We start from the raw sequence: 25,315 nt of genomic DNA, 5'->3' as shown, positions 1-25,315 counted from the left end.
GTGCCAGAGAAACAATCTGACGGTCTAACGAGAAATTTTCTCCTGGATGTGTGGTTCACAGACATCCTTCATTGATATTTGTATAGCGCTTATGCGCTTTCATGCTTGCGCTTTTCAATAAACATCGCATCGCCATAACTGAAGAAACGGTATTGTTGCGCCACAGCATGACGATAGGCTGCCATCACATTGTCATATCCGGCAAAAGCACTGACCAACATGATCAGCGTCGATTCGGGTAAATGAAAATTAGTGATCAGGCAATCAACCACCTGATATTTATATCCCGGATAAATGAAGATATCGGTATCGCCAAAAAAAGGCGCTAGCGTCTGGCCATTTTTCCGTGCCTGATGCGCCGCACTCTCCAGTGAACGAACCGATGTGGTCCCGACAGCAATCACTCGGCCGCCACGTTGACGGGTCGCTGCAATCGCTTCGACAACTTCCGGGGGAACTTCAACATATTCAGCATGCATATGATGATCATTGATGTTTTCAACCCGTACCGGTTGAAATGTACCAGCCCCGACATGGAGCGTAACATAAGCCATTTCGACCCCTTTTGCCGCAATTTGTTCAAGCAAATCAGTATCAAAATGTAACCCTGCTGTCGGCGCTGCAACCGCTCCCGGCTTTTGGTTATAGACGGTTTGATAACGCTCTTTATCCGCGTCTTCATCGGGCCGATCAATATAAGGTGGTAAAGGCATATGTCCGATGGCATTCAAGACATCCAATACCGCCGTGTCAGTCTCCAGACGAATCTCAAACAAAGCATCATGACGTGCCACCATAGTGGCCGGATACTCGTCATTTTCTCCCAGTAATAATGCACTACCGGCACGAGGGGCTTTTGACGACCGGACGTGAGCCAGTATGCTGTGCTCATCGAGAACACGCTCAACTAATACCTCGATCTTGCCGCCCGAGGCCTTGCGGCCGAACATTCTCGCCGGAATAACTCGGGTATTATTGAAGACCAGTAAATCCCCCGGCTGCACCAAGCCGAGCACATCGGTAAAGGTCCCATCAACAACAGCGCCGGTCTCACCATTAAGTTGCAACAAACGGCTCGATGTCCGCTCAGCTTTTGGGTACCGGGCAATCAATTCATCGGGTAAGTCAAAATGAAAATCGGAAACTTGCATCACTCTTTTCTGTCTAGTCATTCGCAGCGCGGTAGTATATACGGAAATCAGCGAGGACGGCAGGGTATTCCATGGATTCCGGCCAAATCAGGAATAATTTTTTAATCAAACCCAGAAATCGGTCGCGATCTCTCATCTCTGCCGGGCAGAAATCACTATAGTCAAAGTATCCACCTGCTTGGATTTACGCCCCCCGATGATTGCCGCTTCAGTAAGGAGTTCGCTATGATCAAAATTGAAGACATGATGACTCGCCATCCACATACCCTAACCCCCACACATACCATAGAAGATGCCCGGGCATTTATGGAAAAATATGAAATCCATCATATTCCGATTGTCGATCAGCACCAGAAAATCCTGGGTATCGTTTCACAGAGGGACATTTTACAAGCTCAGCACTCCTGTCTGAATCGTGATATTTCTCCTTCGACGATCCTACTCTCCCATCCGCTCTCAGAAATCATGCATACACATATGATTACGGTTTCTCCCGATGCAGGACTGAAAGAGAGTGCGCTGTTTATGCAAAAACATAAAGTGGGGTGTCTTCCGGTCATCGAACATGAACGTTTGGTTGGAATTATCACCGACAACGACTTTGTCGCGATTGCAATTAACTTACTTGAACTCCAAGAGGAAGCCGAACCGGATGAATTTGACGATGAAGATGATGCGATTGATTCCCTTTAGCGGGCATCACAACGCAAACTGAATCGGTTATCACAACTTAAATATTCATAACAACCTGATGATTTAGCTAAAAAAAGAGCAGCCGAAGCTGCTCTCTTTGCAACCTGACGGGGTAAATTGCAAAGTCAAATGGCAAGGTGAATCATCCAGCTCATCTCGAGATTCAGAACTGATCTTCTTCGGTTGACCCTGTCAGTGCGGTCACAGAAGATTGACCGCCCTGAATCGTATTGGTCACGCGATCAAAATAACCGGTTCCGACTTCCTGCTGATGGGCCACAAACGTATATCCGCGTTCTGCCGCTTCAAACTCAGGCCGCTGAACTTTTTCAACGTAGTGACGCATGCCTTCGCCCTGCGCGTAAGCATGGGCTAAATCAAACATGTTGTACCACATGTTATGAATCCCCGCTAAGGTAATGAATTGATAGCGGTATCCCATATCAGCGAGTGACTGTTGGAAGTGACGAATGGTTTCTGCATCGAGATTTTTCTCCCAGTTAAAAGAAGGAGAACAGTTATATGCCAGAAGCTGATCCGGGTACTGCTCATGAATCGCTTCAGCGAAACGCCGTGCTTCTTCCAAATCAGGTTTGGCAGTTTCACACCAGACTAAATCGGCATAAGGCGCGTAAGCCAGTCCGCGGGAGATTGCCTGTTCAATCCCGGCTTTCACGCGATAGAACCCTTCAGCGGTCCGCTCTCCGATAATAAAATCCTGATCATAAGGATCGCAATCCGAAGTCAACAGATCGGCCGCGTTTGCATCGGTTCGCGCAATCACCAGTGTCGTGGTACCAGCCACGTCGGCAGCAAGCCGGGCGGCAATCAGTTTTTGCACGGCTTCCTGAGTGGGCACTAATACTTTGCCCCCCATGTGACCACATTTTTTCACTGATGCGAGTTGGTCTTCAAAATGAACTCCGGCCGCACCCGCTTCAATCATATGTTTCATCAATTCATAAGCGTTAAGAACACCGCCAAAACCGGCCTCTGCGTCGGCAACAATCGGCAGAAAATAGTCGATCCCGCCTTCATCTTCAGGGGTGACACCATTCGACCACTGGATTTGATCAGCTCGGCGGAAAGCACTATTGATTCTTTTGACCACCGCCGGTACAGAGTCCACCGGATAGAGGGATTGATCCGGATACATCGCTGAAGCCGTATTGTTATCCGCAGCAACTTGCCACCCGGACAAATAAATGGCTTCAATACCAGCTTTAGCTTGTTGAACCGCCTGTCCGCCAGTCAGTGCCCCCAGACAATTGACATAGCCTTTTTTCGCCTCCCCATTGACCAGAGACCAAAGTTTGTCAGCACCACGTTGTGACAGGGTGTATTCCGGCATGACCGATCCCCGGAGTGCAACAACTTCCTCGGCTGAATAAGTCCGTTTCACATGCTGCCAGCGTGGATTGGTTGCCCAGTCTTTTTCTAACGCTTCAATTTGTTGACGACGAGTCAGAGTCATAATTCTATCCCTCATGTTATCCCGAATGATATCGGTAATCCTTCTCTCTTTTCTTTATCATCCCGTCTTAAACAGTTGATATCGAAAAGCTTGTTTCACGTTTTGATTTATCTTATTTTTATCTCTCGCCACGGCTTGCTTTGCTGTGTTCAAGCCAGCGTCGAGTTACTCCCCACTCGGAACGCATTCCTCACGGTTTACGCCAGATAGTCGTATCCCGGCACCGTTAAAAATGCCGTTAACGCATCACTGGTCGTCAGACGTTTCATAAGTTGTGCCGCTTCACTGAAACGTCCTTGCTCAAACCGCTCAGCTCCAATTTCTTGACGCACCACTTCGACCTCTTCAGCGAGATAACGCTCGAACAAAGCTTTAGTGACCGTCTCTCCGTTATCCAATGTTTTATGGTGCCGAATCCATTGCCAGATAGAGGTTCTGGAGATTTCTGCCGTTGCCGCATCTTCCATCAGACCATAAATCGGCACACAACCATTCCCGCCAATCCAGGCTTCGATGTATTGCAGTGCGACCCGAATGTTATGCCGCATCCCCTGCTCAGTCCGCTCTCCCTCACAAGGCTGGAGTAATTCTTCCGCAGTGATCGGCGCATCATGCTCGCGCATCACATCCAATTGATTGGTCCGGCTGCCAAGCACTTCGTTAAAAACGGCCATCGCAGTATCCGCCAGCCCCGGGTGCGCGACCCATGTGCCATCATGGCCATTGGTACCTTCCAGCAGCTTGTCCTGACGAATTTTTTCCTGAACCTGACGATTCTGTGCTGCATCTTTCGCCGGAATAAAAGCAGCCATGCCGCCCATGGCAAACGCTCCGCGTCGGTGACAAGTCCGAATCAGCAGACGGGAATAAGCACTGAGGAAAGGTTTATCCATAGTCACGACCTGACGATCAGGCAGCACGCGATCCGGATAGTTTTTTAATGTTTTGATGTAGCTGAAAATATAGTCCCACCGGCCACAATTCAGACCGACAATATGCTCTTTCATCGCAAACAGAATTTCATCCATTTCAAACACTGCCGGTAGTGTTTCAATCAAGACAGTCGCTTTGATCGTACCGGTATTGAGTCCGAAATAATCTTCGGTGAAATGAAAGACATCGCTCCACCACTTCGCTTCCTGATGACTTTGCAGTTTAGGAATATAGAAATAAGGACCACTGCCTTTTTTCAGTAACGCCCGATAGTTGTTGAAAAAATAGAGCGCAAAGTCGAATAACGCGCCGGGGATCGGTTGTTGTTCATATGTGACATGCTTTTCCTGCAGATGCAGCCCACGCACCCGGCAAATCAACACCGCCGGATCATCACATAACTGATAAGACTTACCGGTTTCCGGTTGTACATAACCAATTGTGCCATTGACGGCATCCTGAAGATTAATCTGTCCTTCCAGCATTTTTGACCAAACCGGAGACATCGAGTCTTCAAAGTCAGCCATGAATACTTTCACATTGGCATTGAGTGCATTAATGACCATTTTCCGCTCGGTCGGCCCGGTAATTTCAACCCGCCGATCCTGCAAATCATGAGGAATCCCTGAAATTTTCCACTGTCCGTCCCGAATCGACTGGGTCTCCGGCAGGAAATGAGGCAATGTGCCCTGATCGATGCTTTCCTGACGCTCGATACGACGTTGTAATAAAATGGCGACATGCGGGGCAAAACGAGCACAAAGCTCAGCTAAAAAGAGCTGCGCTGACGATGAAATAATATAAGCCTGTGCTTCAGGCACATCGCCGTGAATGTTCAGTCGTTCCAGCACTTTTTGTTGCTCACAGGAGAGCGTTTGTTCATCAGCGAGTGGTTCCATCATTGCTTCCCTCTTCTTTCATCAAAATCATCCATTACATGTCAATTTCATTTGTAAATTTAAAACAACATTTAAATACAACTCGAATCCGATATTTTTCCTGACTGCTATCTACCATGTTCCAGTTCGAGCCATTTTTCAACCTTTCGAATACTAGACATAAGTCTTATTCAACCTAGGTAAACTCTAGGAAATAAATAGATAAATGGAAAGCCCCTTACACCGCAAAAGGCAAAATTCGAAGTTTCATACTGTGGGAAGAATAACCCTAAAAAGAAATTTAATTACGTAATTTAATTACTAAAAATATGAATAATCAAGCCCGATGATAAACGGCTATATTTCTGGGAATGGTTGGTAGTTATTGATTTAATTCAAATTGATCCGACATGTCAGCCACAAACGTCTTGCTGACTTGTGTAAAATTGACATTGTGAATATTTTTGATTTTATGAAAGCTTCAATCGGCAGGTACTGTAAAATTTTACAAAAAAACGCAACACATCAAGATAAGGAACTATAAAACCGCCTTATCACAGCATAAATATCTGGTTAAGACCAACTGCTAAAGGAGTTCTGAAACCACCTCAGATAACTGATGAAAGACCTGACTGCGAGAAGAGCTTGGCCGCCAGACTAAACCAATCAAGCGAAATGCACTTTGACCCGGCGGATCAACCACCACCAGATTCTGGTTATCCAGTAAACCGTGTTGAATCGCCATCTGCGGAATAAACGTCGTCCCCAATCCGTTGGCCACCATTTGCACCAGCGTGTGCAAGCTCGTTGCCATGAAAGGGTTAATTTTTTCTTTGTCCGTTAACTGACAGGCCGATACTGCGTGCTCAGTCAAACAATGCTCATTCTCTAACAGAAATACGGATTCATCGGGCAGGTCATCATAACGAATCGGAACGGGAATACGATCAGCCTGACTCTGACTGATAATCATGCGGAAGGGATCTTTGCCGACAATCCGGCTTTCCATATTGCCGATATCCACCGGTAAAGCTAACACCAGTACATCCAGCTCTCCGTGGCGTAACCCTTGCAATAAGTTGGTGGTGGTGTCTTCCCGCAACAATAAATGAAGTTTCGGGAAACGAATATTGACCTCTTGAACCAGATCCCCCAATAAGAACGGTGCAATCGTCGGGATGCAACCGACTCTGAGCTGTCCTTCCATGAGATCGCCCTGACAGAGTTTGCCCATTTCAATCAAGTCTTGCCCTTTCGCAAGTAAATCTCGGCCTTGATGAACCACTTGCTCACCGGCATGTGTAAAGACTAACGGGCTCTTCTTATCCTTTTTCTCATATAAAGGACAACCGATGAGCGCTTCCAGTGTCTGAATACCTTTACTCAGGGTGGACTGACTGACAAAACAGCGTTCAGCCGCTTCGCTGAAATGGCGTGTTTCATACAGTGTTACTAAATAATGAATTTGCTTTAAACTCGGCCATTTATTCATAAAATCATTAATATAGGGGTTAAATCTGTATAAACGCTAGCATATCCTAGTTCATCGTTTTTTTCGATAAACTTAATCTATTTATTTCTCTTTTTCCTATACAAGGATTTGTCTATAGTTGATCGGAAACAAACATGGACCGGGCCGTTTTTAACAGTCTGGAAATTTCATATTATTAGGAGCAAAAAAAATGGTACTAGTTGGTCGTAAAGCCCCTGATTTTACTGCTGCTGCTGTTCTCGGTAACGGTGAAATTGTTGATTCATTCAACTTTGCAGAGTTCACTAAGGGTAAAAAAGCTGTTGTCTTCTTCTATCCACTAGACTTCACATTCGTTTGCCCATCAGAGTTAATCGCATTTGACAAACGCTTTGAAGACTTCCAGGCGAAAGGCGTTGAAGTTATCGGTGTGTCAATCGATTCTCAATTCTCACACAACGCATGGCGTAATACACCGGTAGATAAAGGCGGTATCGGTGAAGTAAAATATCCTCTGGTTGCTGATGTAAAACATGAAATCGTACAAGCATACGATGTTGAGCACCCAGAAGCGGGCGTTGCTTTCCGTGGCTCTTTCCTGATTGACGAAGAAGGTGTTGTTCGCCATCAAGTCATCAATGATCTGCCTCTGGGCCGTAACATCGACGAAATGCTGCGCATGGTTGATGCCCTGAACTTCCACCAAAAACATGGTGAAGTTTGTCCGGCACAGTGGGAAGAAGGTAAAGCAGGCATGAAAGAATCACCTGACGGTGTTGCAGCTTACCTGTCTGAGCACACTGCAGATTTAGATAAAAGATAAGACAGACTTACCAGTTCTCAACGCTGGTCGGTGGTTGGATAATAAATAAAGAATGATTTACCCCAATCATGAAAAGTAAAGTCGATAAACAAAACCGGAGCAATGCTCCGGTTTTTTTATGACTCAGAATCCGTTTTTAACACATCATCCAGTGATTGATCCCCCAGATGACGGACATCCTTGCCTTTTACGAAATAGATGATGTATTCACAAATATTCTGACAACGATCACCAACACGTTCAATGGCACGCGCAGACCACATCACTTGCAGGATATGCGGAATATTCTTGGTATCTTCCATCATATAAGTCATCAACTGGCGAATGACCGCTTCATATTCAGAATCCAGCCGATCATCGAGTTTATGGACCTGAGCCGCAGCCTCCACATCCATTCGGGCAAATGCATCCAACACCTGATGTAGCATGGCGATGGCTTGACGGCATAACGGCTCCAGCGATACCTGAAACCGACGTTCTTTCGAAGCCGGGCTCTCGATAGCAACGTGAGCCATTCGGGTTGCAACGTCACCAATTCGTTCCAAATCAGTGATGGTTTTGATAATGGCGATAATCAGGCGTAGATCTTTCGCGGTCGGCTGTCTCTTGGCAATGATCCGGGTACAAGCATCATCAATAGCAACTTCCATTGCATTGACTTTGTGATCATCGCGAATCACCTGACGAGCCAGCTCCAGATCTTGCTTATGCAGTGCTTGCATGGCATAGGATAATTGCTGCTCGACCAATCCGCCCATTGTCAGAACATGCGTCCGGATCGCTTCAAGCTCAGCGTTAAACTGTCCGGATATATGGCGACCAAACTGCATAAAGCCTCTCTTCAGTTGTATGGACGTAACGACGAACGATCATCCGTAACGCCCGGTAATATAATCTTCGGTCTGTTTTTTCACCGGCGATGTAAAAATAGTATCGGTATCGGCATATTCAACCAATTTTCCCATATGGATGAAGGCGGTATGATCACTGACCCGCGCTGCCTGTTGCATGTTATGCGTGACAATCACCACCGTATATTTGGTTTTCAGATCATTAATCAGTTCTTCGATTGTCAGCGTCGAGATCGGATCCAGCGCGGATGTCGGCTCATCCAATAATAGGATTTCCGGTTCAATCGCAATCGCCCGGGCTATCACCAAACGCTGCTGTTGCCCGCCGGATAAACCGAATGCATTTTCATGTAAACGATGTTTGACTTCTTCCCACAGGGCTGCTGCCCGCAACGAACGTTCGACGGCATCATCCAACGTCCGGGCATTGCGGACACCTTGTAGGCGAAGCCCGTAGATCACATTTTCATAGATAGATTTGGGAAATGGATTGGGACGCTGAAACACCATGCCAACCCGTCGGCGCAGCGTTGCAACATCAACCGCCGGTGCGTAAATATCCTGACCGTGCAGGGTCACTTTCCCTTCAACACGACAGCCTTCAACCAAATCATTCATCCGGTTCATACAACGCAACAACGTTGACTTACCACAGCCCGAAGGCCCGATAAATGCCGTAACTTGTCCCTTGGGAATGCGCATCGAAATATGGCTGAGCGCGACTGTTCCCTGATAAAACAGGCTGAGATCATCAATCTCAATTGCAGTCTGTTTATCACTGAGATGTTTCACATCAATGGATGGTTGGAACCCAAGCGTATGATTCAGCGGCAACATGATTAATCCTGTCCCATTGTTCTGTATTTCTCCCGCAAATTATTCCGGATACTAATTGCTGTCAGATTCAGTGTCACAATCACGGCCACCAGCAAAAATGATGTTGCAAACACCAGCGGCCGTGCAGCCTCGATATTACTGGTCTGAAAGCCGACATCATAAATGTGGAATCCCAGATGCATAAATTTTCGTTCCAAGTGGATAAATGGAAACTCATTATCGACCGGAAGACGAGATGCCATTTTCACCACCCCGACCAACATTAACGGAGCCACTTCCCCGGCAGCTCTGGCAACAGCCAGAATCAACCCGGTGATCATTGCCGGCGTTGCCATCGGCAAAACCACCCGCCAGATGGTTTCAAATTGGGTGGCTCCCAGCGCCAACGACCCATGACGAACAGAGAGTGGAATTCGGCTTAACCCTTCTTCTGTCGCGACAATCACAACCGGTAATGTGAGCACAGCTAACGTCAAGGCTGACCACAGTAGTCCGGGGGTACCAAACGTCGGCGCAGGCAAACGCTCGGCATAAAACAACGAATCAATGGTGCCACCAATGGTATAGACAAAAAAACCGAGTCCGAACACACCATAAACAATGGAAGGCACTCCCGCCAGATTCATCACGGCCACGCGAATCAGGTGAGTTAAAGCATTTTCGCCGGCATATTCATGTAAATAAATCGCGGCAACCACTCCCAGCGGCATGACGATGACAGACATAATAATCACCAGCAAGATAGTGCCGAAAATCGCAGGGAACACCCCGCCTTCCGAATTCGACTCTCTCGGATTATCCGCCACAAAATGCCATACCTGCTTTCCCCAGTGAATCATTTTTTCGGTCAAAGACATATCGTTGGGATACCAGATATTCAAAATCTGACTCACCGGAATACGATGGGTATCTCCCCGCATATCGACCACCAGCAACGCCTGCATTCTGAGCTGCTCCCGCAACCCATCCAACGTCTGAGAAACCGTGGTAAGTTTTTGCTCCAGCGCAGATTTCTGCTGTTCATATTGTGCCAGATAAGCGCTATCGATCTGATGATTCAGTTCCCGTTTACGTTTCTCTAAACGGAGTTTTTCAATTTGTTGGCTCCAAACCTGCACTTTGTCATGCATCAGGGTTTGAATCTGTTGATGGCGCTGCTCAGACTCACGTAACCCGGCCTGTAAAGCTGCATGAATGTTATCCGCCATCACGCCGTCAGCCAGTTGATAGCCAACAGGCTTGCCAAAAAACTGCCCGTCCCGCACTCGCTCAATCACGGCCCATCCATGCGGTTTTGAGGGTTCAGAGAGCTGACTTTTGAGGACGGAGATAAAGTCTGACGGATAAATATCCCGGTTCGCAATCTTAATATGCAAACGAGTAATTGAATCCCCTTGGTTGCCACGCCTGCTATTCTCTGGCGAGGACAAATGCGAAGCTAGCACCGTATCTTGGTCGTAAAGCTGCCCCACCAAATGCTCCCCCGACGCAGTCTGCCATGACAATAGTGGCGTCGGCCAGAAATAGGTTAACCCCTTCCAGCCAATCAGCAGTAACAACCCTAATACAGCAAGTAAACTGAAACTGACCGCCCCTCCGGTTAACCATATCCACGGGGAGCCGGACTTTATCCAATTCATCATTTAATTCAGTCCCAACCTCACAATGCCCGATATTTTTCCCGTAAGCGCAAACGGATCCATTCAGCCAACGCATTGACTAAAAACGTAAAGACAAACAGAAGTAATGCGCCCAAAAATAACAATCGATACTGACTGCTACCGACTTCTGCTTCCGGTAATTCCACGGCAATAGTCGCAGCCAGCGTTCGCATCCCTTCGAAAATATTCCAGTCCATAATCGGGGTATTCCCGGTGGCCATCAACACAATCATGGTTTCACCGACAGCCCGGCCAAGCCCCATCATAATCGCTGAAAAAATCCCCGGACTTGCCGTCAGTAGCACGACGTGGGTGAGGGTTTGCCAAGTTGTCGCTCCCAACGCAAGCGACCCGTCAGACAGGTGTTTCGGGACCGAGAAAATTGCATCTTCAGCGATGGTAAAAATAGTCGGAATCACCGCAAATCCCATCGCGATCCCAACCACCAATGCATTGCGTTGATTGAAGTCGATACCATATTGCGCCAAAAACACGCGAATATCGCCATCAAATAGCCAAGTCTCAAGATGAAAACCAACGGGCAACATCAAAACCATCACGCCAGCCAGTACCGGGACTAAAAGCGCAGCGTGCCAGCCACGCTGCACCGTTCTTCGCCATCGTTCCGGTGAAAAATGCCAAATCAAGCCGAACACGATGGTCGACAACGGCAATAAGATAATCATCACCACCGCAGCAACCAGATGGCGCTCTAAAATCGGTGCCAGCCACAACCCGGCCAGAAATCCAATAATGACGGTCGGTAATGCTTCCATCAGTTCGATGGTCGGTTTGACCTTACGTCGCATCCGGGCTGACATAAAATACGCGGTATAAATTGCCGCTAAAATTGCCATCGGTACAGCAAAAATCATCGCATAAAATGCAGCTTTAATCGTGCCAAATGCAATCGGCACCAAACTAAACTTCGGTTCAAAACTATCTGAAGCCGACGTTGACTGCCAAACATAGTCCGGCTCCGGGTAGTTTTCATACCATATTTTCTGCCAAAGCGCGGAAAATGAGATCTCCGGATACCCGAGATCAACGCGAGCCAGATTGATGTGTCCCTGCTGATAAGCCACCAGATATTTTTCATTATCAGACAATGCGACCCCGTCTGGGGATTGTTTGAACACCTTTTGACTCAGCACCAGCTTATGATTGGTCGCCTGATAATTGCGCACCTGACCGTCATGATGGAATGAGAAAAATCCCTGATGATAAACATCCGTCATGATCAGACTCGTCTGGTCACCGGTATTAAATGCGCGAACAGGCATAAACTGTCTTTTTTGATCGCGAATGACATCAAACCACTGGGTCACAACACCTTGTTGGTCTCGCACTAACAACGAGTCGCCTCCCGGCAATAGAACAATTTGGGCAATCGTTCGCTGTGCGTCACCCCGGGTCAGATCAACCACCTCTCTGACTGAGTATGTATGACCATTGCGAAGCGCAATCACAAGATGGCCACCTTCCCGGATATACAACGTCTGACCATCCGGTGAAAAAAGTAATGCGTCAGCGGCTACTTTTTCCGGAAAATGAAAGACTCTCACCTGCGCCGAATCACTCGAATCCCGGGCAAACGACAGCACCGTCACCATGTCATTTTGAGTCGTAAATGCCAGCGTCACGGCTTGCGCAGACACAGCAAATGTCAACTGCTGTACATGATCAGGAATATCAGCACTTAGTGATGACGGCAATGTTAATGGTTCAAAATCCGGGACAAAAATCGTTTCCCCCGCACGAAGCCGATGGGAAAATTGAGGCCGGCCGATCACCAGCTGTTTCCCGCTACCTAAAGCAGCAAACCAATGCCCAACAACGGCACTCTGCTGTGGTACGAAACCAAGTTGCTGCTGCCAAAGCGGAGACGATTCGGTTTTCTGAGTTGACCAGAACGTCATTTTCCCCAGATGATCGAGCATAAATACATACTGACCATAGTCATCAACGGCGAGTTGGATTGGAGGCTGAGCCGCGCCAGAAACGCGGGGATGAACAGAAGACATCTTGATGTCAGCACTGGAAAACAGTGGTAACGCCACCCAGATAAGATATACAAAAATTAAAATCAGCGCCCCCAGCACACTGACACCGCCGGCACGAACGGTAAAACGAACCAGCCGATCTTTCACAAGACGCTTTTTATCCGCTGCTTTAAGAGAAAACTGAGGGTATGGCATGTTTGTCCTAATGACCTGACCGATAGACACGAATAATACTGACAGAGAATAACACCCGCCCCGACCGATGACCGGCTGACGAGGATCCGGGCTGCACCATCTCCGACTCACAAGCATATGTCAATGACGTGACATTTATATTACAGCAAGCGCTAACCACCTGAAATAACAAGTGGCAGGCACACCCGATTTTATCATTGATTCGTCAGCTCTTTTTTCTGTTTGTTCCCTTTGACCAAATGAGTCAATATCCCGAGACAACACCACGAATCACCAAATGTCTTATATACTTTGAAATAAAAATGTAACACAAAACACCTAACTTCCTTTGTATTACTGATAGTTATATTTACTTTATATGATAGGGGCTACGCGTATAAACGCCATGACTCACAGTCATGATCCCACGCATGATCATTCACAGTGAACTCGTCATCATGACTTATTCACTGTTGCTGAATGTGTTGCCCCGAGTTGCATGAAAGGTCTGATTGTATGAGTGTTGAGAAGTTATATATTGAAAAAGAATTAAGCTGGTTATCCTTTAATGAACGGGTTCTTCAGGAAGCCGCCGATAAATCAGTACCACTCATTGAACGCATCCGTTTTCTGGGAATTTTTTCTAACAATTTAGATGAGTTTTATAAAGTTCGTTTTGCCGATGTTAAACGGCGAATCCTGATTGACCGGGCGCATGGCGGCAACAGCACCTACAAACATCTACTCTCCAAAATGCAAAGCAAAGCGCTCAAACTCAATCTGGAATTCGAAGAACTCTATAACGAGCTGATCAAGGAGATGGCACGCAGACGAATCTTTTTAGTCAATGAAACTCAGCTGGACGAATTTCAGGGGAAATGGGTCAGAAAGTATTTCAAAAATGAAGTCATTCAGCACATCACACCTTGGCTCCTCAATGAAGAAGCTGACATGCTGCAATTTCTCAAAGACGAATATGCCTACATTGCCGTCGAACTGAACACCGATGAGCGTTCTCACTATGCATTGATTGAAATTCCGACCAATCACCTCCCCCGGTTTGTGATGGTTCCGGAGCAAAAGGGCAAGCAACGCAAAACGATTATGTTGCTGGATAATATTATTCGCTATTGTCTGGATGATATTTTCCGGGGATTCTTCGAGTATGAACAACTCAATGGTTATGCCATCAAGATGACCCGGGATGCGGAGTATGACCTCAGCCATGAGGTGGAACACAGCTTGCTAGAACAGATGTCGGAAGGTCTTAGCCAGCGCCTGACCGCAATGCCAGTCCGCTTTGTCTACGAAAATACCATGCCGAAAGAGATGTTGCAGTTTCTGTGCGATAAACTCAAAATTTCCAATTATGACAGTCTGCTCCCCGGAGGTCGGTATCATAACTTCAAAGATTTTATCTCATTTCCGAATGTCGGACGGAACTATCTGGAAAACAAACCGATGCCGCCGCTTAAGTGCGCTGATTTTTTCGGTTTCGCCAACAGTTTCGATGCCATCAAAGAGCAAGATATCTTGCTGTATTACCCTTATCACACTTTCGAGCATATTACCGAGTTGGTCAGACAGGCGTCATTTGATCCCAAAGTTCTCAGTATCAAAATTAATATTTATCGCGTTGCAAAAGATTCAAAATTGATGCATTCCCTGATCCATGCAGTCATGAACGGCAAACAAGTGACGGTTGTGGTGGAGCTGCAGGCTCGCTTTGATGAAGAAGCCAATATCGAGTGGTCCAGAATCCTGACAGAAGCCGGAGTACACGTTATTTTTGGTGCACCAGGGCTCAAGATCCATTCAAAATTGCTGTTGATCAGTCGCAAAGAGGAAGAAGAAATCATCCGCTATGCCCATATCGGAACCGGTAACTTCCATGAAAAAACGGCCAGAATTTATACCGACTTTTCACTGTTAACCGCGGATCCGGAAATTACCAATGAAGTGCGCAGCGTGTTTGGTTACATTGAAAATCCATATCGCCCGGTCAAATTCCGCCACTTGATTGTCTCTCCCCGAAACTCCCGCGCCCGCCTCAATGAGTTGTTGGATAATGAAATTGCCAATGCCAGAGCCAATAAAAAAGCCGCCATTACCTTGAAAGTCAATAATCTGGTGGATAGAGAGCTCAGTAACAAACTGTATGAAGCCAGTACTGCCGGTGTTCAGATCAAAATGATCATTCGGGGAATGTGTTCACTGGTACCGGGAATAGAAGGCATCAGTGACAATATTCAGATCATCAGTATTGTGGACCGCTTTTTGGAACATCCCCGCGTGATCATTACTCACAATGACGGGGACCCGATGGTTTATATCTCTTCTGCTGACTGGATGACGCGAAACATCGATCATCGGATTGAAGTTGCCACACCAATTCGTGATGAGCGTCTGAAAAAACGCATCATCGACCTTATCAATATTCACTTTACCGATACGGTGAAAGCGCGTTGGATAGACAAAGAGATGAGTAACCGATATGTTAACCGGGGTAATCGCAAGAAGATACGTTCTCAGATAGCGATTTACGACTATCTGAAGAATGTCGAAAAACAAACACGCAAGCAAAAAGCAATAGAAGTAAAGTCTCATGAAAGCACCGAGTGAACCCCGGCACATCGCTGCCATTGATTTAGGTTCAAACAGTTTCCATATGGTGGTCGCACAGGTCATCGATCAAGATCTTCAGTTGGTCAGCCGCCATAAACAGCGTGTCCGACTGGCATCAGGGCTGGACGATAATAAAAAGCTCGATGCCGAAGCAATCAACCGCGGGTTAGATTGTCTTGCGATGTTTGCTGAACGAATTCAAGGATTCGCACCAGAAAATGTTCGTATCGCGGCAACACATACCTTACGTCAGGCAGCAAATGCTCAGAAATTCATTGAGCGTGCCTGGGCCATTTTGCCCTACCCGATAGAGATTATTCCGGGCATGGAAGAAGGCCGGCTCATTTATCTGGGGGTTGCCCATACCCAGCCACAATCAGACTCGATGCTCGTCGTTGATATTGGCGGGGGAAGTACAGAAATGGTGATTGGTCAGGGATTCGAAGCGCAGCTCGTCAATAGCCTTCAGATGGGATGTGTCAGTTATAATCAGCGTTTCTTCTCCCAAGGCAAACTGTCCAAAAAGCGGTTTGCTCAGGCATTTGTTGCCGCTCAACAAAAGCTGGAATCCGTCGCCCGTCAGTATCGTAAGAAAGGCTGGCAAAGTGCGTTCGGCTCATCTGGCACCATTAAAGCTGTCCGTGAAGTGTTAATCGGCATCGGTTATGACGATGGCATCATCACCATCGAACGACTGGAAACCCTGATTGACAAACTCTGTGAAAAAACACAAATCGAAGAGTTGGATATCAAGGGACTCAATGATGAAAGAAAGCCGGTCTTTGCCGCAGGAGTCGCGATTCTTTATGCCATTTTAAAAGATCTGAATATCAAAGAGATGCATTTTTCCCAAGGTGCACTCAGAGAAGGTCTGTTGTATGAAATGGAAGACCGTTTTAAGTGCTCGGACATTCGTCTGAGAACAACCGAGAGTCTCGCCCAGAAACATCGGGTTGACTTAGAACACGCAGCCAAAATCAAAGGCTTAGCCCGTCAGTTTTTTGAGCAGATCAATCCCAATGCCAAGATTTCGGCTCAGGATCATGAACTGGTCGATTTACTGGAATGGGGGGCACTGTTACACGAAGTGGGTCTCAGTATCAGTCTGCAAGGATACCATCGTCATTCAGAGTATATTCTGCGCTACACCAACATGCCCGGCTTTAACAGCGAGCAACAGTTGGTCCTCTCGACGTTAGCCCGCTTTCAGCGAAAAGCTTTAAAACTCAATGAAATGCCGGATTTCACACTTTACAAGAGAAAACAGATCATACGGCTGATCCGCATTCTCAGGCTGGCAATTGTTCTGAATGGACAAAGAAGTGATGAGTTACTCCCGGAGATCTTTCTGACGGCAGAAGACAACGTCTGGACCCTGTCCAGTCAGGATGCTGAATGGCTAGAAAACAACAAGCTGTTACATGCTGATCTACTCAGCGAACAACAGTACTGGGAGAATATCGGCTGGACATTGATCTTTTAACCGGCTGCAAAATATGAGAGACACAGAGCATGAAAGACGATGTTGCAGTGGCATCGTCTTTCGAAACTCATCAATTTAAGCCGACTTTCGCCAGTTCTTGTTGGGCGATTTGAGGTGACACAGGCACATACCCGTCTTTAGCAACCAACGCCTGTCCTTCCCGGGAAAAAATAAAGCGAACGAATGCTTCCTCTACTGGTGACAGTGACCGTTCCGGACTCTTATTGATATAAATATAGAGGTAGCGTGATAACGGATAGTCTCCGGATAGGATATTATCCCGGCTCGGAAAAATATAATCGCTTCCCTGACGCGATATCGGCACCAGCCGAACCCCGGAAACCGAATAGCCAATCCCCGAATAACCGATGGCATTCATTGATGATGCGACCGACTGAACCACAGACGCCGAACCCGGCTGTTCGTTCACTCTCGGACTGAAATCACCGCCACACAGAGCGTGATTTTTAAAATACCCGTAAGTCCCTGAAACTGAATTACGACCAAATAACTGGATCGCCCGCAGCGCCCAGCGCGCCTGAATACCTAACTGCGACCAGCGTGTCAGATGCTGCGTCTCACCACAGCGTAGTGTCGCTGAAAACATCGCATCGATCTGCTGAAAACTGAGCCCCTGAATCGGATTTTCCTGCCGAACAAAAATACCGATGGCATCAATTGCCACGCGTAAGGCCGTCGGTCGATAACCATATGCTTGTTCAAATGCCCCGACTTCCCGGTGCCTCATCACCCGACTCATCGGCCCCAGTTGGGCCGTTCCCTGAATCAATGCCGGCGGAGCCGTCGAAGAGCCGGAGGCCTGTACTTGAATATTGATATTCGGATAATAAGACTGGAATGCTTCCACCCACAAAGACATGACACCTGCCAGCGTATCAGATCCCACCGACAGAAGACTGCCGGAAACATCGAGCTGTTTGTGATATTCGGGCAACGATTCTGATAGCGTGGCGGCTTGCAGAGCCCCACAGCTCCACCAACAGACCATGACCCATAACCAGCGTTTGAAGCGACTCATGACTGGACAACCAAGCGTTTCGGTAATACAAAAGAAAACCGACTCCCGACACCGACTTCGCTGTGAATATCAAGGTGTGAGTCATGGTGAGAAAGGGCATGTTTCACAATGGCCAATCCAAGCCCACTCCCCCCCGTATCACGGGAACGTGCTTTATCGACCCGATAGAACCGTTCCGTCAGACGGTGCAAATGTTGCGGCGCAATGCCTTCGCCTGAGTCTTCAACTTCCAGACAAGCACCTTGAAAACTGACATACCAACGGACATGAATATCGGCCTTGGGCGGTGTATATTTGACGGCATTATAAACGAGATTCGAGACCGCACTTCTCAGTTGATCTTCATCTCCCAACACTTTCAGGGTCGGATCAACGTCAAAATGCAACTGATGTTGATTGTCGCCACTCAAACTGATGGCCTCTTTTTCCAATACCTTAAGCATGGCAGGAATATCAACGACCTCATCCAACTCATGCATCGGGGCCGCTTCTATTTTTGATAAGGTCAGGAGCTGATTGACCAGACTGTTCATCCGACTCAATTGCTCGGTCATGACCTGATGCGCTTTCTCCCACATCGGCCCGCCCAGCATATCCGGGTCTTCAGTCATCTCCAGATACCCCTGAAGTACTGTCATCGGGGTGCGTAATTCATGAGAAACATTGGCAAAGAAGTTGCGACGCATCCCTTCCAGTTGTTTCAACTGAGTCACATCACGTACCACCAACAAGTGTTCCCCTTTGGTATAGGGCACAATCCGCAACTCCAACATGCGATCAACATTCAGCGGAGAGTGAATTTCCAGAGGCTCGGTAAAATCATTCTTTTCGAGGTATTTAATAAAATCCGGCGCCCGCAGCAGATTGGAGATCGGCTGACCTTCATCTTCCGGCCAACGAAATCCCAGTAAATTTTGAGCCAGTCGGTTACACCAGACAATATTACCTTCGTCACGGAATACCACCACACCATCAGGCAACGATTCAGCCCCATTACGGAAACGGCGGATCAGATTACTCAGCTCTTTACGTTTTTTACGCTGACGTTGTTGCAGGTGATAGATACCATTAAACAGATATTCCCACTGTCCTTTGCCTGACGGCGGCCCTAAACGGCGCTCATCCCACAGCCAAGCAGAAAGCCGGACCTGATTTCCCAAATGCCAAAGTAATTGAATCGCCGTTGCGATCAACAACAACCAAGGCATATAACCAAAGATCCAGCCGAGAATCAGCCAGGGACAGTAAAAAAAAGCCAGCCCCCAAGCCAGCCTTTTCCATGTTAGACGTTCAACCATCTCGCTCCTCTACGATTTTTCAACCCAGCGACCAACATCTCTGATGTGTTATGCTTTCGTTGAAAAACGATATCCGGCACCACGAACCGTCTGAACCAATTTATCGTGCCCTGCATCTTCCAGAGCCTTGCGCAAACGACGAATGTGAACATCCACAGTCCGATCTTCGACATAGACATTCGTTCCCCAAACATTATTGAGGAGTTGTTCGCGGCTATAAACCCGTTCTTGATGTGTCATGAAGAAATGCAATAATTTAAATTCTGTCGGCCCCATATCCAATGCTTTCTCATTGGCTGTCACACGATGAGACACCGGATCTAGTTTCAGTCCCTGAACATCAATGACATCTTCCAAAGCCGTCGGCGTCACGCGTCGAATAACCGCTTTAAGTCGGGCGACCAGCTCTTTGGGAGAAAAGGGTTTCGTAATGTAATCATCAGCACCAACTTCAAGCCCCCGAACTTTATCCTCTTCTTCCCCGCGAGCCGTCAACATCACGACGGGGATATTTCGGGTCAGCTCTTCTCGTTTCATGTGCTTGATAAAATTGATGCCACTGCCGCCGGGAAGCATCCAATCCAGTAAAACCAGATCAGGGAAAGGTTCTGCGAGTTTGTTAATCGCGGTCTCATAATCTTCAGCTTCAACCGCCTGATAACCTTTTTGCTCAAGTACAAAACACAACATCTCTCGAATGGGTGCTTCGTCCTCCACCACAAGAATCCTTCTGGACATACCGATTAACCTTTGTTTTTCTATCAACGCCTTGCATTATTAAAAATAATTATGACACTTTTGTGACCTTTGAAAACAAATTTTCACATAACTTTCGTCGCAAGTTCACAGATAAGTGCTCTGCTGCGACATCCCGCCATCATCCATGTTGCTCCGATGTCTCCGTATTGTCATGACGCGGTTTTAATCGCTGCCGGGAAGTTAACCGGCTCCAGAGAATGCAAATCGGCTGAGACATTCATTGGCTTTTAGCCTATGATATTTGCCCTTGATTATGGGACAAGAGAGACTTTATGTGGTTTAAAAACTGTATGGTTTATCGTGTAAACCGCGATATCCGCTTCAATGCCGATCAATTAGAAAAACAACTTCATGAATTCCGCTTTACACCATGCGGCAGTCAGGATAAACAGAAATTCGGCTGGACAAGCGTGATGGGAAAAGAGGGGAATATGCTGACCCACGTTTCTGAAGACCGCATCCTTGTGTGTGCCAGAAAAGAAGAAAAGCTCTTGCCGGCATCCGTGATTCAAGACTCGCTTGCGAGTAAAGTTGAAACCCTTGAGGCGGAAGAAGGTCGTCCGATTAAAAAGAAAGAAAAAGATACGCTCAAAGAAGATATCATCATCGATCTGCTCCCGCGGGCATTTAGTAAAAGCCAATACACTTACTTGCTGATCTTACCGTCACTTGGGCTCATTGTGGTTGATGCCGGCAGTTATAAAAAGGCAGAAGAAGTGATTGCTCTGCTGCGAAAAACCATGGGCAGCCTGCCGGTTATTCCGGCGATACCGCAAAATGCCGTAGAAACAACCCTGACAGAATGGGTACAAAGCGCGCAACTCCCTGCTGGTTTTCAACTTCAGGATGAAGCCGAACTCAAATCGTTACTGGAAGATGGTGCCACCGTGCGCTGTAAAAAACAGGATCTGACCAGTGACGAAATTATGAGCCACATCACTGCCAATAAAGTTGTGACTAAACTGGCACTCAGTTGGCAAGAGCGCATCACTTTCGTTCTGGCCGACGATGCCAGTCTGAAAAGAGTGCAATACAGTGATGAGCTGAAAGATCATAATGAAGACATCCCTCGGGAAGATCGTGCGGCTCGCTTTGATGCGGATTTCTCGTTAATGTGCGGTGAACTCAGTGCTTTTCTGCCCAATCTGTTTGACGCATTAGGAGGCTTACCAGAAGCCGATTAACACTAACCAAGTTCTTGAATATACACAAGCCAGTCGTTGGGTGACCAACCACTGGCTTTCGATTGTTACACGCAATATGTTTATCCCCTGCTTTTCCACGCCTGATGGTAACCATCCCTTAAATCAGGAGGCAGAGTCAGACCTTTTTCAGCCATCTCATCCTGTTGTCGAAATACATAACAAATCAACCGAAACAAAACTAGGATCACAGTCTGTTTTGACGTAAAATTCGCCCCCTCCAATACCATCAGGTGGTATTGGCCTGACTTGTGATCAGATTTGGAATAGAAGCAATGACAACAGAAAATACATTCGTACCAGAACTCCTTTCTCCGGCTGGTAGCCTTAAGAATATGCGTTACGCCTTTGCCTATGGCGCAGATGCGGTGTATGCCGGTCAACCACGTTATAGTTTGCGCGTTCGTAATAATGAATTTAATCATGAGAACCTGAAAATTGGGATCGATGAAGCCCATGCTCAGGGCAAACAGTTTTATGTGGTTTGTAATATTCAACCGCATAACTCCAAGCTCAAGACTTTCATCCGCGATTTGAAACCCGTCGTCGATATGGGGCCGGATGCGCTGATCATGTCAGACCCGGGACTCATCATGATGGTGCGGGATGCCTTCCCTGAAATGCCAATTCATTTGTCTGTACAGGCCAATGCTGTCAACTGGGCAACCGTTAAGTTCTGGTCAATGCATGGCGTCACCCGGGTGATTCTGTCCCGAGAACTCTCTCTGGAAGAGATCGAAGAAATTCGGGAAAAATGCCCGGATACGGAGCTCGAAATATTTGTTCACGGCGCACTATGTATGGCTTACTCTGGTCGCTGCCTTCTTTCCGGATACATTAACAAGCGCGATCCGAATCAAGGCACATGTACCAATGCCTGCCGCTGGGAATACAAAGTCGAAAAAGGCACAGAAGACGCAGCTGGTCAGATCGTCGAACAATTTGATCCGAATGCGCCACAATCCATCGAAGTGCAAAATGAACGCCCTGAAACCACCATTGGTGCCGGCAAACCGATTGACGATGTGGTGCTACTGTCCGAAAGCCATCGCCCCGATGAGAAAATGGCCGCTTTTGAAGATGAACATGGCACTTATATCATGAACTCAAAAGACCTGCGGGCAGTCCAGCACGTTGAACGCCTGACAAAGATGGGGGTTCACTCCCTGAAAATCGAAGGCCGGACCAAATCGTTCTATTACTGTGCCAGAACAGCCCAAGTGTATCGTAAGGCAATTGATGATGCTGTCGCGGGTAAACCGTTTGATGAAACACTGATGGGAACATTAGAAAGTCTGGCACACCGCGGTTATACCGAAGGTTTCTTACGCCGTCATACCCATGATGCTTACCAAAACTATGACTACGGCTATTCTGTATCCGACAGCCAACAATTTGTCGGTGAATTTACCGGTAAACGTCGTGGCGATTTGGTGGAAGTCGAGGTAAAAAACAAGTTCTGTCTCGGTGATAGTCTGGAACTGATGACACCGCAAGGGAATATTGTGTTCACACTCGAAGCTATGGAAAACCGTAAGGGTGAAACCATTGATGACGCGAAAGGCAACGGTCATTTCGTCTATATTCCGGTTCCGGCAGACGTTAAACTCGATTATGCATTACTGATGCGCAATCTGAACGTTGGTCAGGATACGCGAAATCCGACAGGCAAGTAATATGGCGCTCTTAATCACCAGCAAATGTACCAATTGCGATATGTGCGAACCTGAGTGTCCGAACAACGCTATTTCATTTGGTGAACATCTGTATGAAATTAATCCGGATCTGTGTACCGAATGCAAAGGCCACTATGATCAGCCAACGTGCCAGTCGGTTTGTCCGATTAGTAACTGCATCATTACCGATCCGAAGCACATTGAAACAGAAGATGAGCTGCTGGAAAAATTTGTCATCATTCAGGGACTGGCTGAATAAAGCGACCTGTTATCCTTTTTTATATGACACTCTCGATAAAAAGCCCAATCAGAGATTGGGCTTTTTATTTCTTCTTTTATTACGGCTATTTTTTCGCTAATCCCTTACTGTTCAGGTAGTCACGAATATAAGGGCGTTGCTCTTGACATAGCTTAGATGTCACTTGATCAGACCATGCTTGCTGTTTTGTATTTGATGAACGATTCAGATAGTAACTTTCCATCCTTTGATCGTATTCAGTGATCATCGCATGATCGAGTGGCTGGTATTGATTCTCATGAACAATGACTTGGGGACTCAAACGTGGTTTTAATTCTGGATTCTGAGCAGGATAACCCAGACACATCCCAAACAAAATTGCGGTATATTGGGGCAAACCCAGTAACTCATCGACTTCTTTCGGAGAATTACGCAACCCACCAATATAAACACCGCCTAACCCCAGAGACTCTGCGGCCAGTAAGCAATTCTGCGCCATAATACCGGCATCAACCGCACCAATCAAAGTAAGCTCAGTGTACTCTAATTGAACATCAGGATTCATTGAAGCGTGCCGTTGGTAATCAATACAGAACACTAAAAATTCTGCTGCACTTGCCACATAAGGTTGATTCCCGGCCAGTTCAGCTAAAACCCGTCGTTTATCCGGATCGGTGACCCGTATAATCGAGACCGTCTGTAACAAACTTGAAGATGATGCTGCAATTCCAGAAGCAATAATTGTATCCAATTGTTCTTTTGTCAGTGGTTTCTCTTGAAAGGAACGAATCGAACGATGTCCCTGAATTGTTTCAATAACCGGATTCATCTTTAAATTGCCTCCATTTTCTCACTAGTAAATTTCTTATATTAATAATGCTGCGCATTATCATAGTAATCCGTTTGAGAGAGTGCTGTAAAAATAACAGCGACATCAACCGCTTCTCCAATCACTTCCCTGACCTGATGCGTGATAATTTGTGCAACCCGATCTTGAGTCTCCTGACCACGATCAAACCACAAAACCTCAACAAACGGATAAGCGGGAGCAACCTCCCCCTCATGAAAAAAGGTGGTGTATATATATTCGAATGTGAAGTCTTCACGAGGTGCATTCATCAGGGACTGTAACTCATCCACCAATGTTTTAGAAAGGTGTTGAACGGTTTGCGGTTCCACCGCACGAAATCGAAAATGGGGCATACTGACTTCCTCTTTTTCGCAGAATGATATCATTTTTCCTCATTGCTGTTGAGGGCGTGAGGAAGATTTAACTGTCAGCGTTCTCCCTGATGAACAGTTTGGGTTGCATTATCTTCAGACTGAGAAATGAATTGAAGCAATGACAAAACGCTTTCAATGGTTATATCGGTACAACGATCGAGCGATAGATTCAGTTGGCCATTCAATGATTATGCATGTAGCAACTCAATATATAATAAAGATTATGGGTTTCTTTTCACATAATCCCCAACAGTTTGCACCTGAGATAAAAAGACACCTTGAAAAAACCCACGAGAACTCTATATCTAGCAATGCATTGTTGCATAGCGTATTAATTAATATAGGTATTATTTATATGAAAGATCACAATCATGTTAATTTCAGTGAAGAGCATGAAATGAATTATCATCTAGAATTGGTTAATAAATCAAAATCAAAAGAAAATAGGAATTACTTAAGAGAAAATACTCAGTGGAGAGCAAAGAAAGAGCTAGATAAAACTGTACTTACTCATGATGAGTTTAAGCCTTATGTGGAAGCAGATAAGATACATCTAAGTGATCCAGTCTAATTTGGTCGTCTCCTGTTTTATTCAGGACTCCTCCTGCTTATAACATGTAATCCTATTATTGACACAACCCAACACTTCTCTTAACTCATATAAATTATCGATAAGATATAGGTGTATTGTATGAGGCTATTCTGAAGTAACAGAGTTTTTCGCGACACCCTGTTTATTTCTATTAATGCTATCCAAAATACAAAAAACCCGCTCAATGAGCGGGTTTTGTTTTGCATAATTATGCAATTTGTAATGGCAGG

21 protein-coding genes are annotated in these 25,315 nt (G+C 46.5%); 8 read left to right on the top strand and 13 right to left on the bottom strand.

Annotated elements, in window-relative coordinates; translation table 11 throughout:
• Window positions 1-89: 89 nt before the first annotated feature.
• Window positions 90-1,151: a tRNA preQ1(34) S-adenosylmethionine ribosyltransferase-isomerase QueA gene (gene queA, locus OCV37_RS03565; protein ID WP_038182549.1), complete on the bottom strand. Its 1,062-nt coding sequence runs from the start codon at window positions 1,149-1,151 to the stop codon at window positions 90-92.
• Window positions 1,152-1,376: 225 nt separating this feature from the next.
• On the opposite strand from queA, the gene OCV37_RS03560 reads away from it, so the two are divergent.
• On the top strand, window positions 1,377-1,844 hold the full coding sequence (locus OCV37_RS03560; RefSeq protein WP_038182553.1) for a CBS domain-containing protein: 468 nt from the start codon (window positions 1,377-1,379) through the stop codon (window positions 1,842-1,844).
• 163 nt (window positions 1,845-2,007) lie between these two features.
• On the opposite strand, the gene aceA is transcribed toward OCV37_RS03560, so the two are convergent.
• The 3 genes from aceA to OCV37_RS03545 all read right to left on the bottom strand — a co-directional run bounded on the left by aceA (window position 2,008) and on the right by OCV37_RS03545 (window position 6,621).
• Window positions 2,008-3,318, bottom strand: coding sequence for an isocitrate lyase (gene aceA / locus OCV37_RS03555; protein ID WP_038182558.1), 1,311 nt, complete (start codon window positions 3,316-3,318; stop codon window positions 2,008-2,010).
• A gap of 197 nt (window positions 3,319-3,515) precedes the next feature.
• Window positions 3,516-5,153 carry a malate synthase A gene (gene aceB / locus OCV37_RS03550; protein WP_038182561.1) on the bottom strand — a complete coding sequence of 546 codons (1,638 nt, stop codon included), beginning with the start codon at window positions 5,151-5,153 and terminating at the stop codon, window positions 3,516-3,518.
• Window positions 5,154-5,715: 562 nt separating this feature from the next.
• Window positions 5,716-6,621, bottom strand: coding sequence for a hydrogen peroxide-inducible genes activator (locus OCV37_RS03545; protein WP_038182563.1), 906 nt, complete (start codon window positions 6,619-6,621; stop codon window positions 5,716-5,718).
• Between the two features lie 190 nt (window positions 6,622-6,811).
• Here OCV37_RS03545 and OCV37_RS03540 point away from each other — a divergent pair, with 190 nt between their 5' ends.
• Window positions 6,812-7,423, top strand: coding sequence for a peroxiredoxin C (locus tag OCV37_RS03540; protein ID WP_038182566.1), 612 nt, complete (start codon window positions 6,812-6,814; stop codon window positions 7,421-7,423).
• Between the two features lie 116 nt (window positions 7,424-7,539).
• On the opposite strand, the gene phoU is transcribed toward OCV37_RS03540, so the two are convergent.
• Genes phoU through OCV37_RS03520 form a run of 4 tightly spaced genes read right to left on the bottom strand, consistent with a single transcriptional unit; the run spans window position 7,540 to window position 12,970 of the window.
• Window positions 7,540-8,253, bottom strand: a complete 714-nt coding sequence (phoU, locus tag OCV37_RS03535; protein ID WP_038182569.1) for a phosphate signaling complex protein PhoU — start codon at window positions 8,251-8,253, stop codon at window positions 7,540-7,542.
• 39 nt (window positions 8,254-8,292) lie between these two features.
• The gene (gene pstB / locus OCV37_RS03530) at window positions 8,293-9,111 is read right to left on the bottom strand and encodes a phosphate ABC transporter ATP-binding protein PstB (RefSeq protein WP_038182572.1); all 819 of its coding nucleotides are present in this window, start codon (window positions 9,109-9,111) and stop codon (window positions 8,293-8,295) included.
• 2 nt (window positions 9,112-9,113) lie between these two features.
• Entirely contained in the window at window positions 9,114-10,754 is a 1,641-nt protein-coding gene (gene pstA, locus OCV37_RS03525) for a phosphate ABC transporter permease PstA (protein WP_038182576.1), read from the bottom strand.
• A gap of 17 nt (window positions 10,755-10,771) precedes the next feature.
• Window positions 10,772-12,970, bottom strand: coding sequence for an ABC transporter permease subunit (locus OCV37_RS03520; protein ID WP_038182579.1), 2,199 nt, complete (start codon window positions 12,968-12,970; stop codon window positions 10,772-10,774).
• Window positions 12,971-13,465: 495 nt separating this feature from the next.
• Between OCV37_RS03520 and ppk1 the strand changes: the two genes are divergently transcribed.
• Window positions 13,466-15,571: a polyphosphate kinase 1 gene (ppk1, locus tag OCV37_RS03515; RefSeq protein ID WP_038182582.1), complete on the top strand. Its 2,106-nt coding sequence runs from the start codon at window positions 13,466-13,468 to the stop codon at window positions 15,569-15,571.
• Window positions 15,555-17,057 (top strand): exopolyphosphatase, encoded by a 1,503-nt coding sequence (gene ppx, locus OCV37_RS03510; RefSeq protein WP_038182585.1) that lies wholly within the window; start codon window positions 15,555-15,557, stop codon window positions 17,055-17,057. The genes ppk1 and ppx overlap by 17 nt, the downstream gene beginning before the upstream one ends.
• A gap of 70 nt (window positions 17,058-17,127) precedes the next feature.
• On the opposite strand, the gene OCV37_RS03505 is transcribed toward ppx, so the two are convergent.
• From OCV37_RS03505 to phoB, 3 genes are read right to left on the bottom strand one after another with little or no spacing between them, the layout of a single operon-like run.
• Window positions 17,128-18,066 (bottom strand): PstS family phosphate ABC transporter substrate-binding protein, encoded by a 939-nt coding sequence (locus OCV37_RS03505; protein ID WP_038182589.1) that lies wholly within the window; start codon window positions 18,064-18,066, stop codon window positions 17,128-17,130.
• 26 nt (window positions 18,067-18,092) lie between these two features.
• Window positions 18,093-19,394 carry a phosphate regulon sensor histidine kinase PhoR gene (phoR, locus tag OCV37_RS03500; protein ID WP_038182592.1) on the bottom strand — a complete coding sequence of 434 codons (1,302 nt, stop codon included), beginning with the start codon at window positions 19,392-19,394 and terminating at the stop codon, window positions 18,093-18,095.
• A 48-nt stretch (window positions 19,395-19,442) separates the two neighbouring features.
• On the bottom strand, window positions 19,443-20,132 hold the full coding sequence (phoB, locus tag OCV37_RS03495; RefSeq protein WP_038182595.1) for a phosphate regulon transcriptional regulator PhoB: 690 nt from the start codon (window positions 20,130-20,132) through the stop codon (window positions 19,443-19,445).
• 293 nt (window positions 20,133-20,425) lie between these two features.
• Here phoB and rdgC point away from each other — a divergent pair, with 293 nt between their 5' ends.
• The 3 genes from rdgC (at window position 20,426) to OCV37_RS03480 (ending at window position 23,290) form a co-directional block, all read left to right on the top strand.
• The gene (rdgC, locus tag OCV37_RS03490; protein WP_038182598.1) at window positions 20,426-21,337 is read left to right on the top strand and encodes a recombination-associated protein RdgC; all 912 of its coding nucleotides are present in this window, start codon (window positions 20,426-20,428) and stop codon (window positions 21,335-21,337) included.
• Window positions 21,338-21,630: 293 nt separating this feature from the next.
• The gene (trhP, locus tag OCV37_RS03485; RefSeq protein WP_038182599.1) at window positions 21,631-23,031 is read left to right on the top strand and encodes a prephenate-dependent tRNA uridine(34) hydroxylase TrhP; all 1,401 of its coding nucleotides are present in this window, start codon (window positions 21,631-21,633) and stop codon (window positions 23,029-23,031) included.
• Between the two features lies 1 nt (window position 23,032).
• On the top strand, window positions 23,033-23,290 hold the full coding sequence (locus OCV37_RS03480; RefSeq protein WP_038182601.1) for a YfhL family 4Fe-4S dicluster ferredoxin: 258 nt from the start codon (window positions 23,033-23,035) through the stop codon (window positions 23,288-23,290).
• 85 nt (window positions 23,291-23,375) lie between these two features.
• Here the strand turns inward: OCV37_RS03480 and nfsA are convergent, their stop codons facing one another.
• Both nfsA and OCV37_RS03470 read right to left on the bottom strand, forming a co-directional pair.
• Window positions 23,376-24,098, bottom strand: coding sequence for an oxygen-insensitive NADPH nitroreductase (gene nfsA, locus OCV37_RS03475; RefSeq protein WP_038182602.1), 723 nt, complete (start codon window positions 24,096-24,098; stop codon window positions 23,376-23,378).
• Window positions 24,099-24,139: 41 nt separating this feature from the next.
• Entirely contained in the window at window positions 24,140-24,472 is a 333-nt protein-coding gene (locus tag OCV37_RS03470) for a DUF1904 domain-containing protein (protein WP_038182852.1), read from the bottom strand.
• A gap of 139 nt (window positions 24,473-24,611) precedes the next feature.
• Between OCV37_RS03470 and OCV37_RS03465 the strand changes: the two genes are divergently transcribed.
• Complete coding sequence (locus OCV37_RS03465) at window positions 24,612-25,064, top strand: hypothetical protein (RefSeq protein ID WP_245609132.1); 453 nt, start codon at window positions 24,612-24,614, stop codon at window positions 25,062-25,064.
• Window positions 25,065-25,315: the final 251 nt, after the last annotated feature.

The organism is Vibrio rhizosphaerae (genome assembly GCF_024347095.1).
In the GTDB taxonomy this organism is placed as follows: Bacteria; Pseudomonadota; Gammaproteobacteria; order Enterobacterales; family Vibrionaceae; genus Vibrio; species Vibrio rhizosphaerae.
Note: the sequence above shows the minus strand (reverse complement) of the source record. Positions and strands in the feature narration are given on the sequence as shown.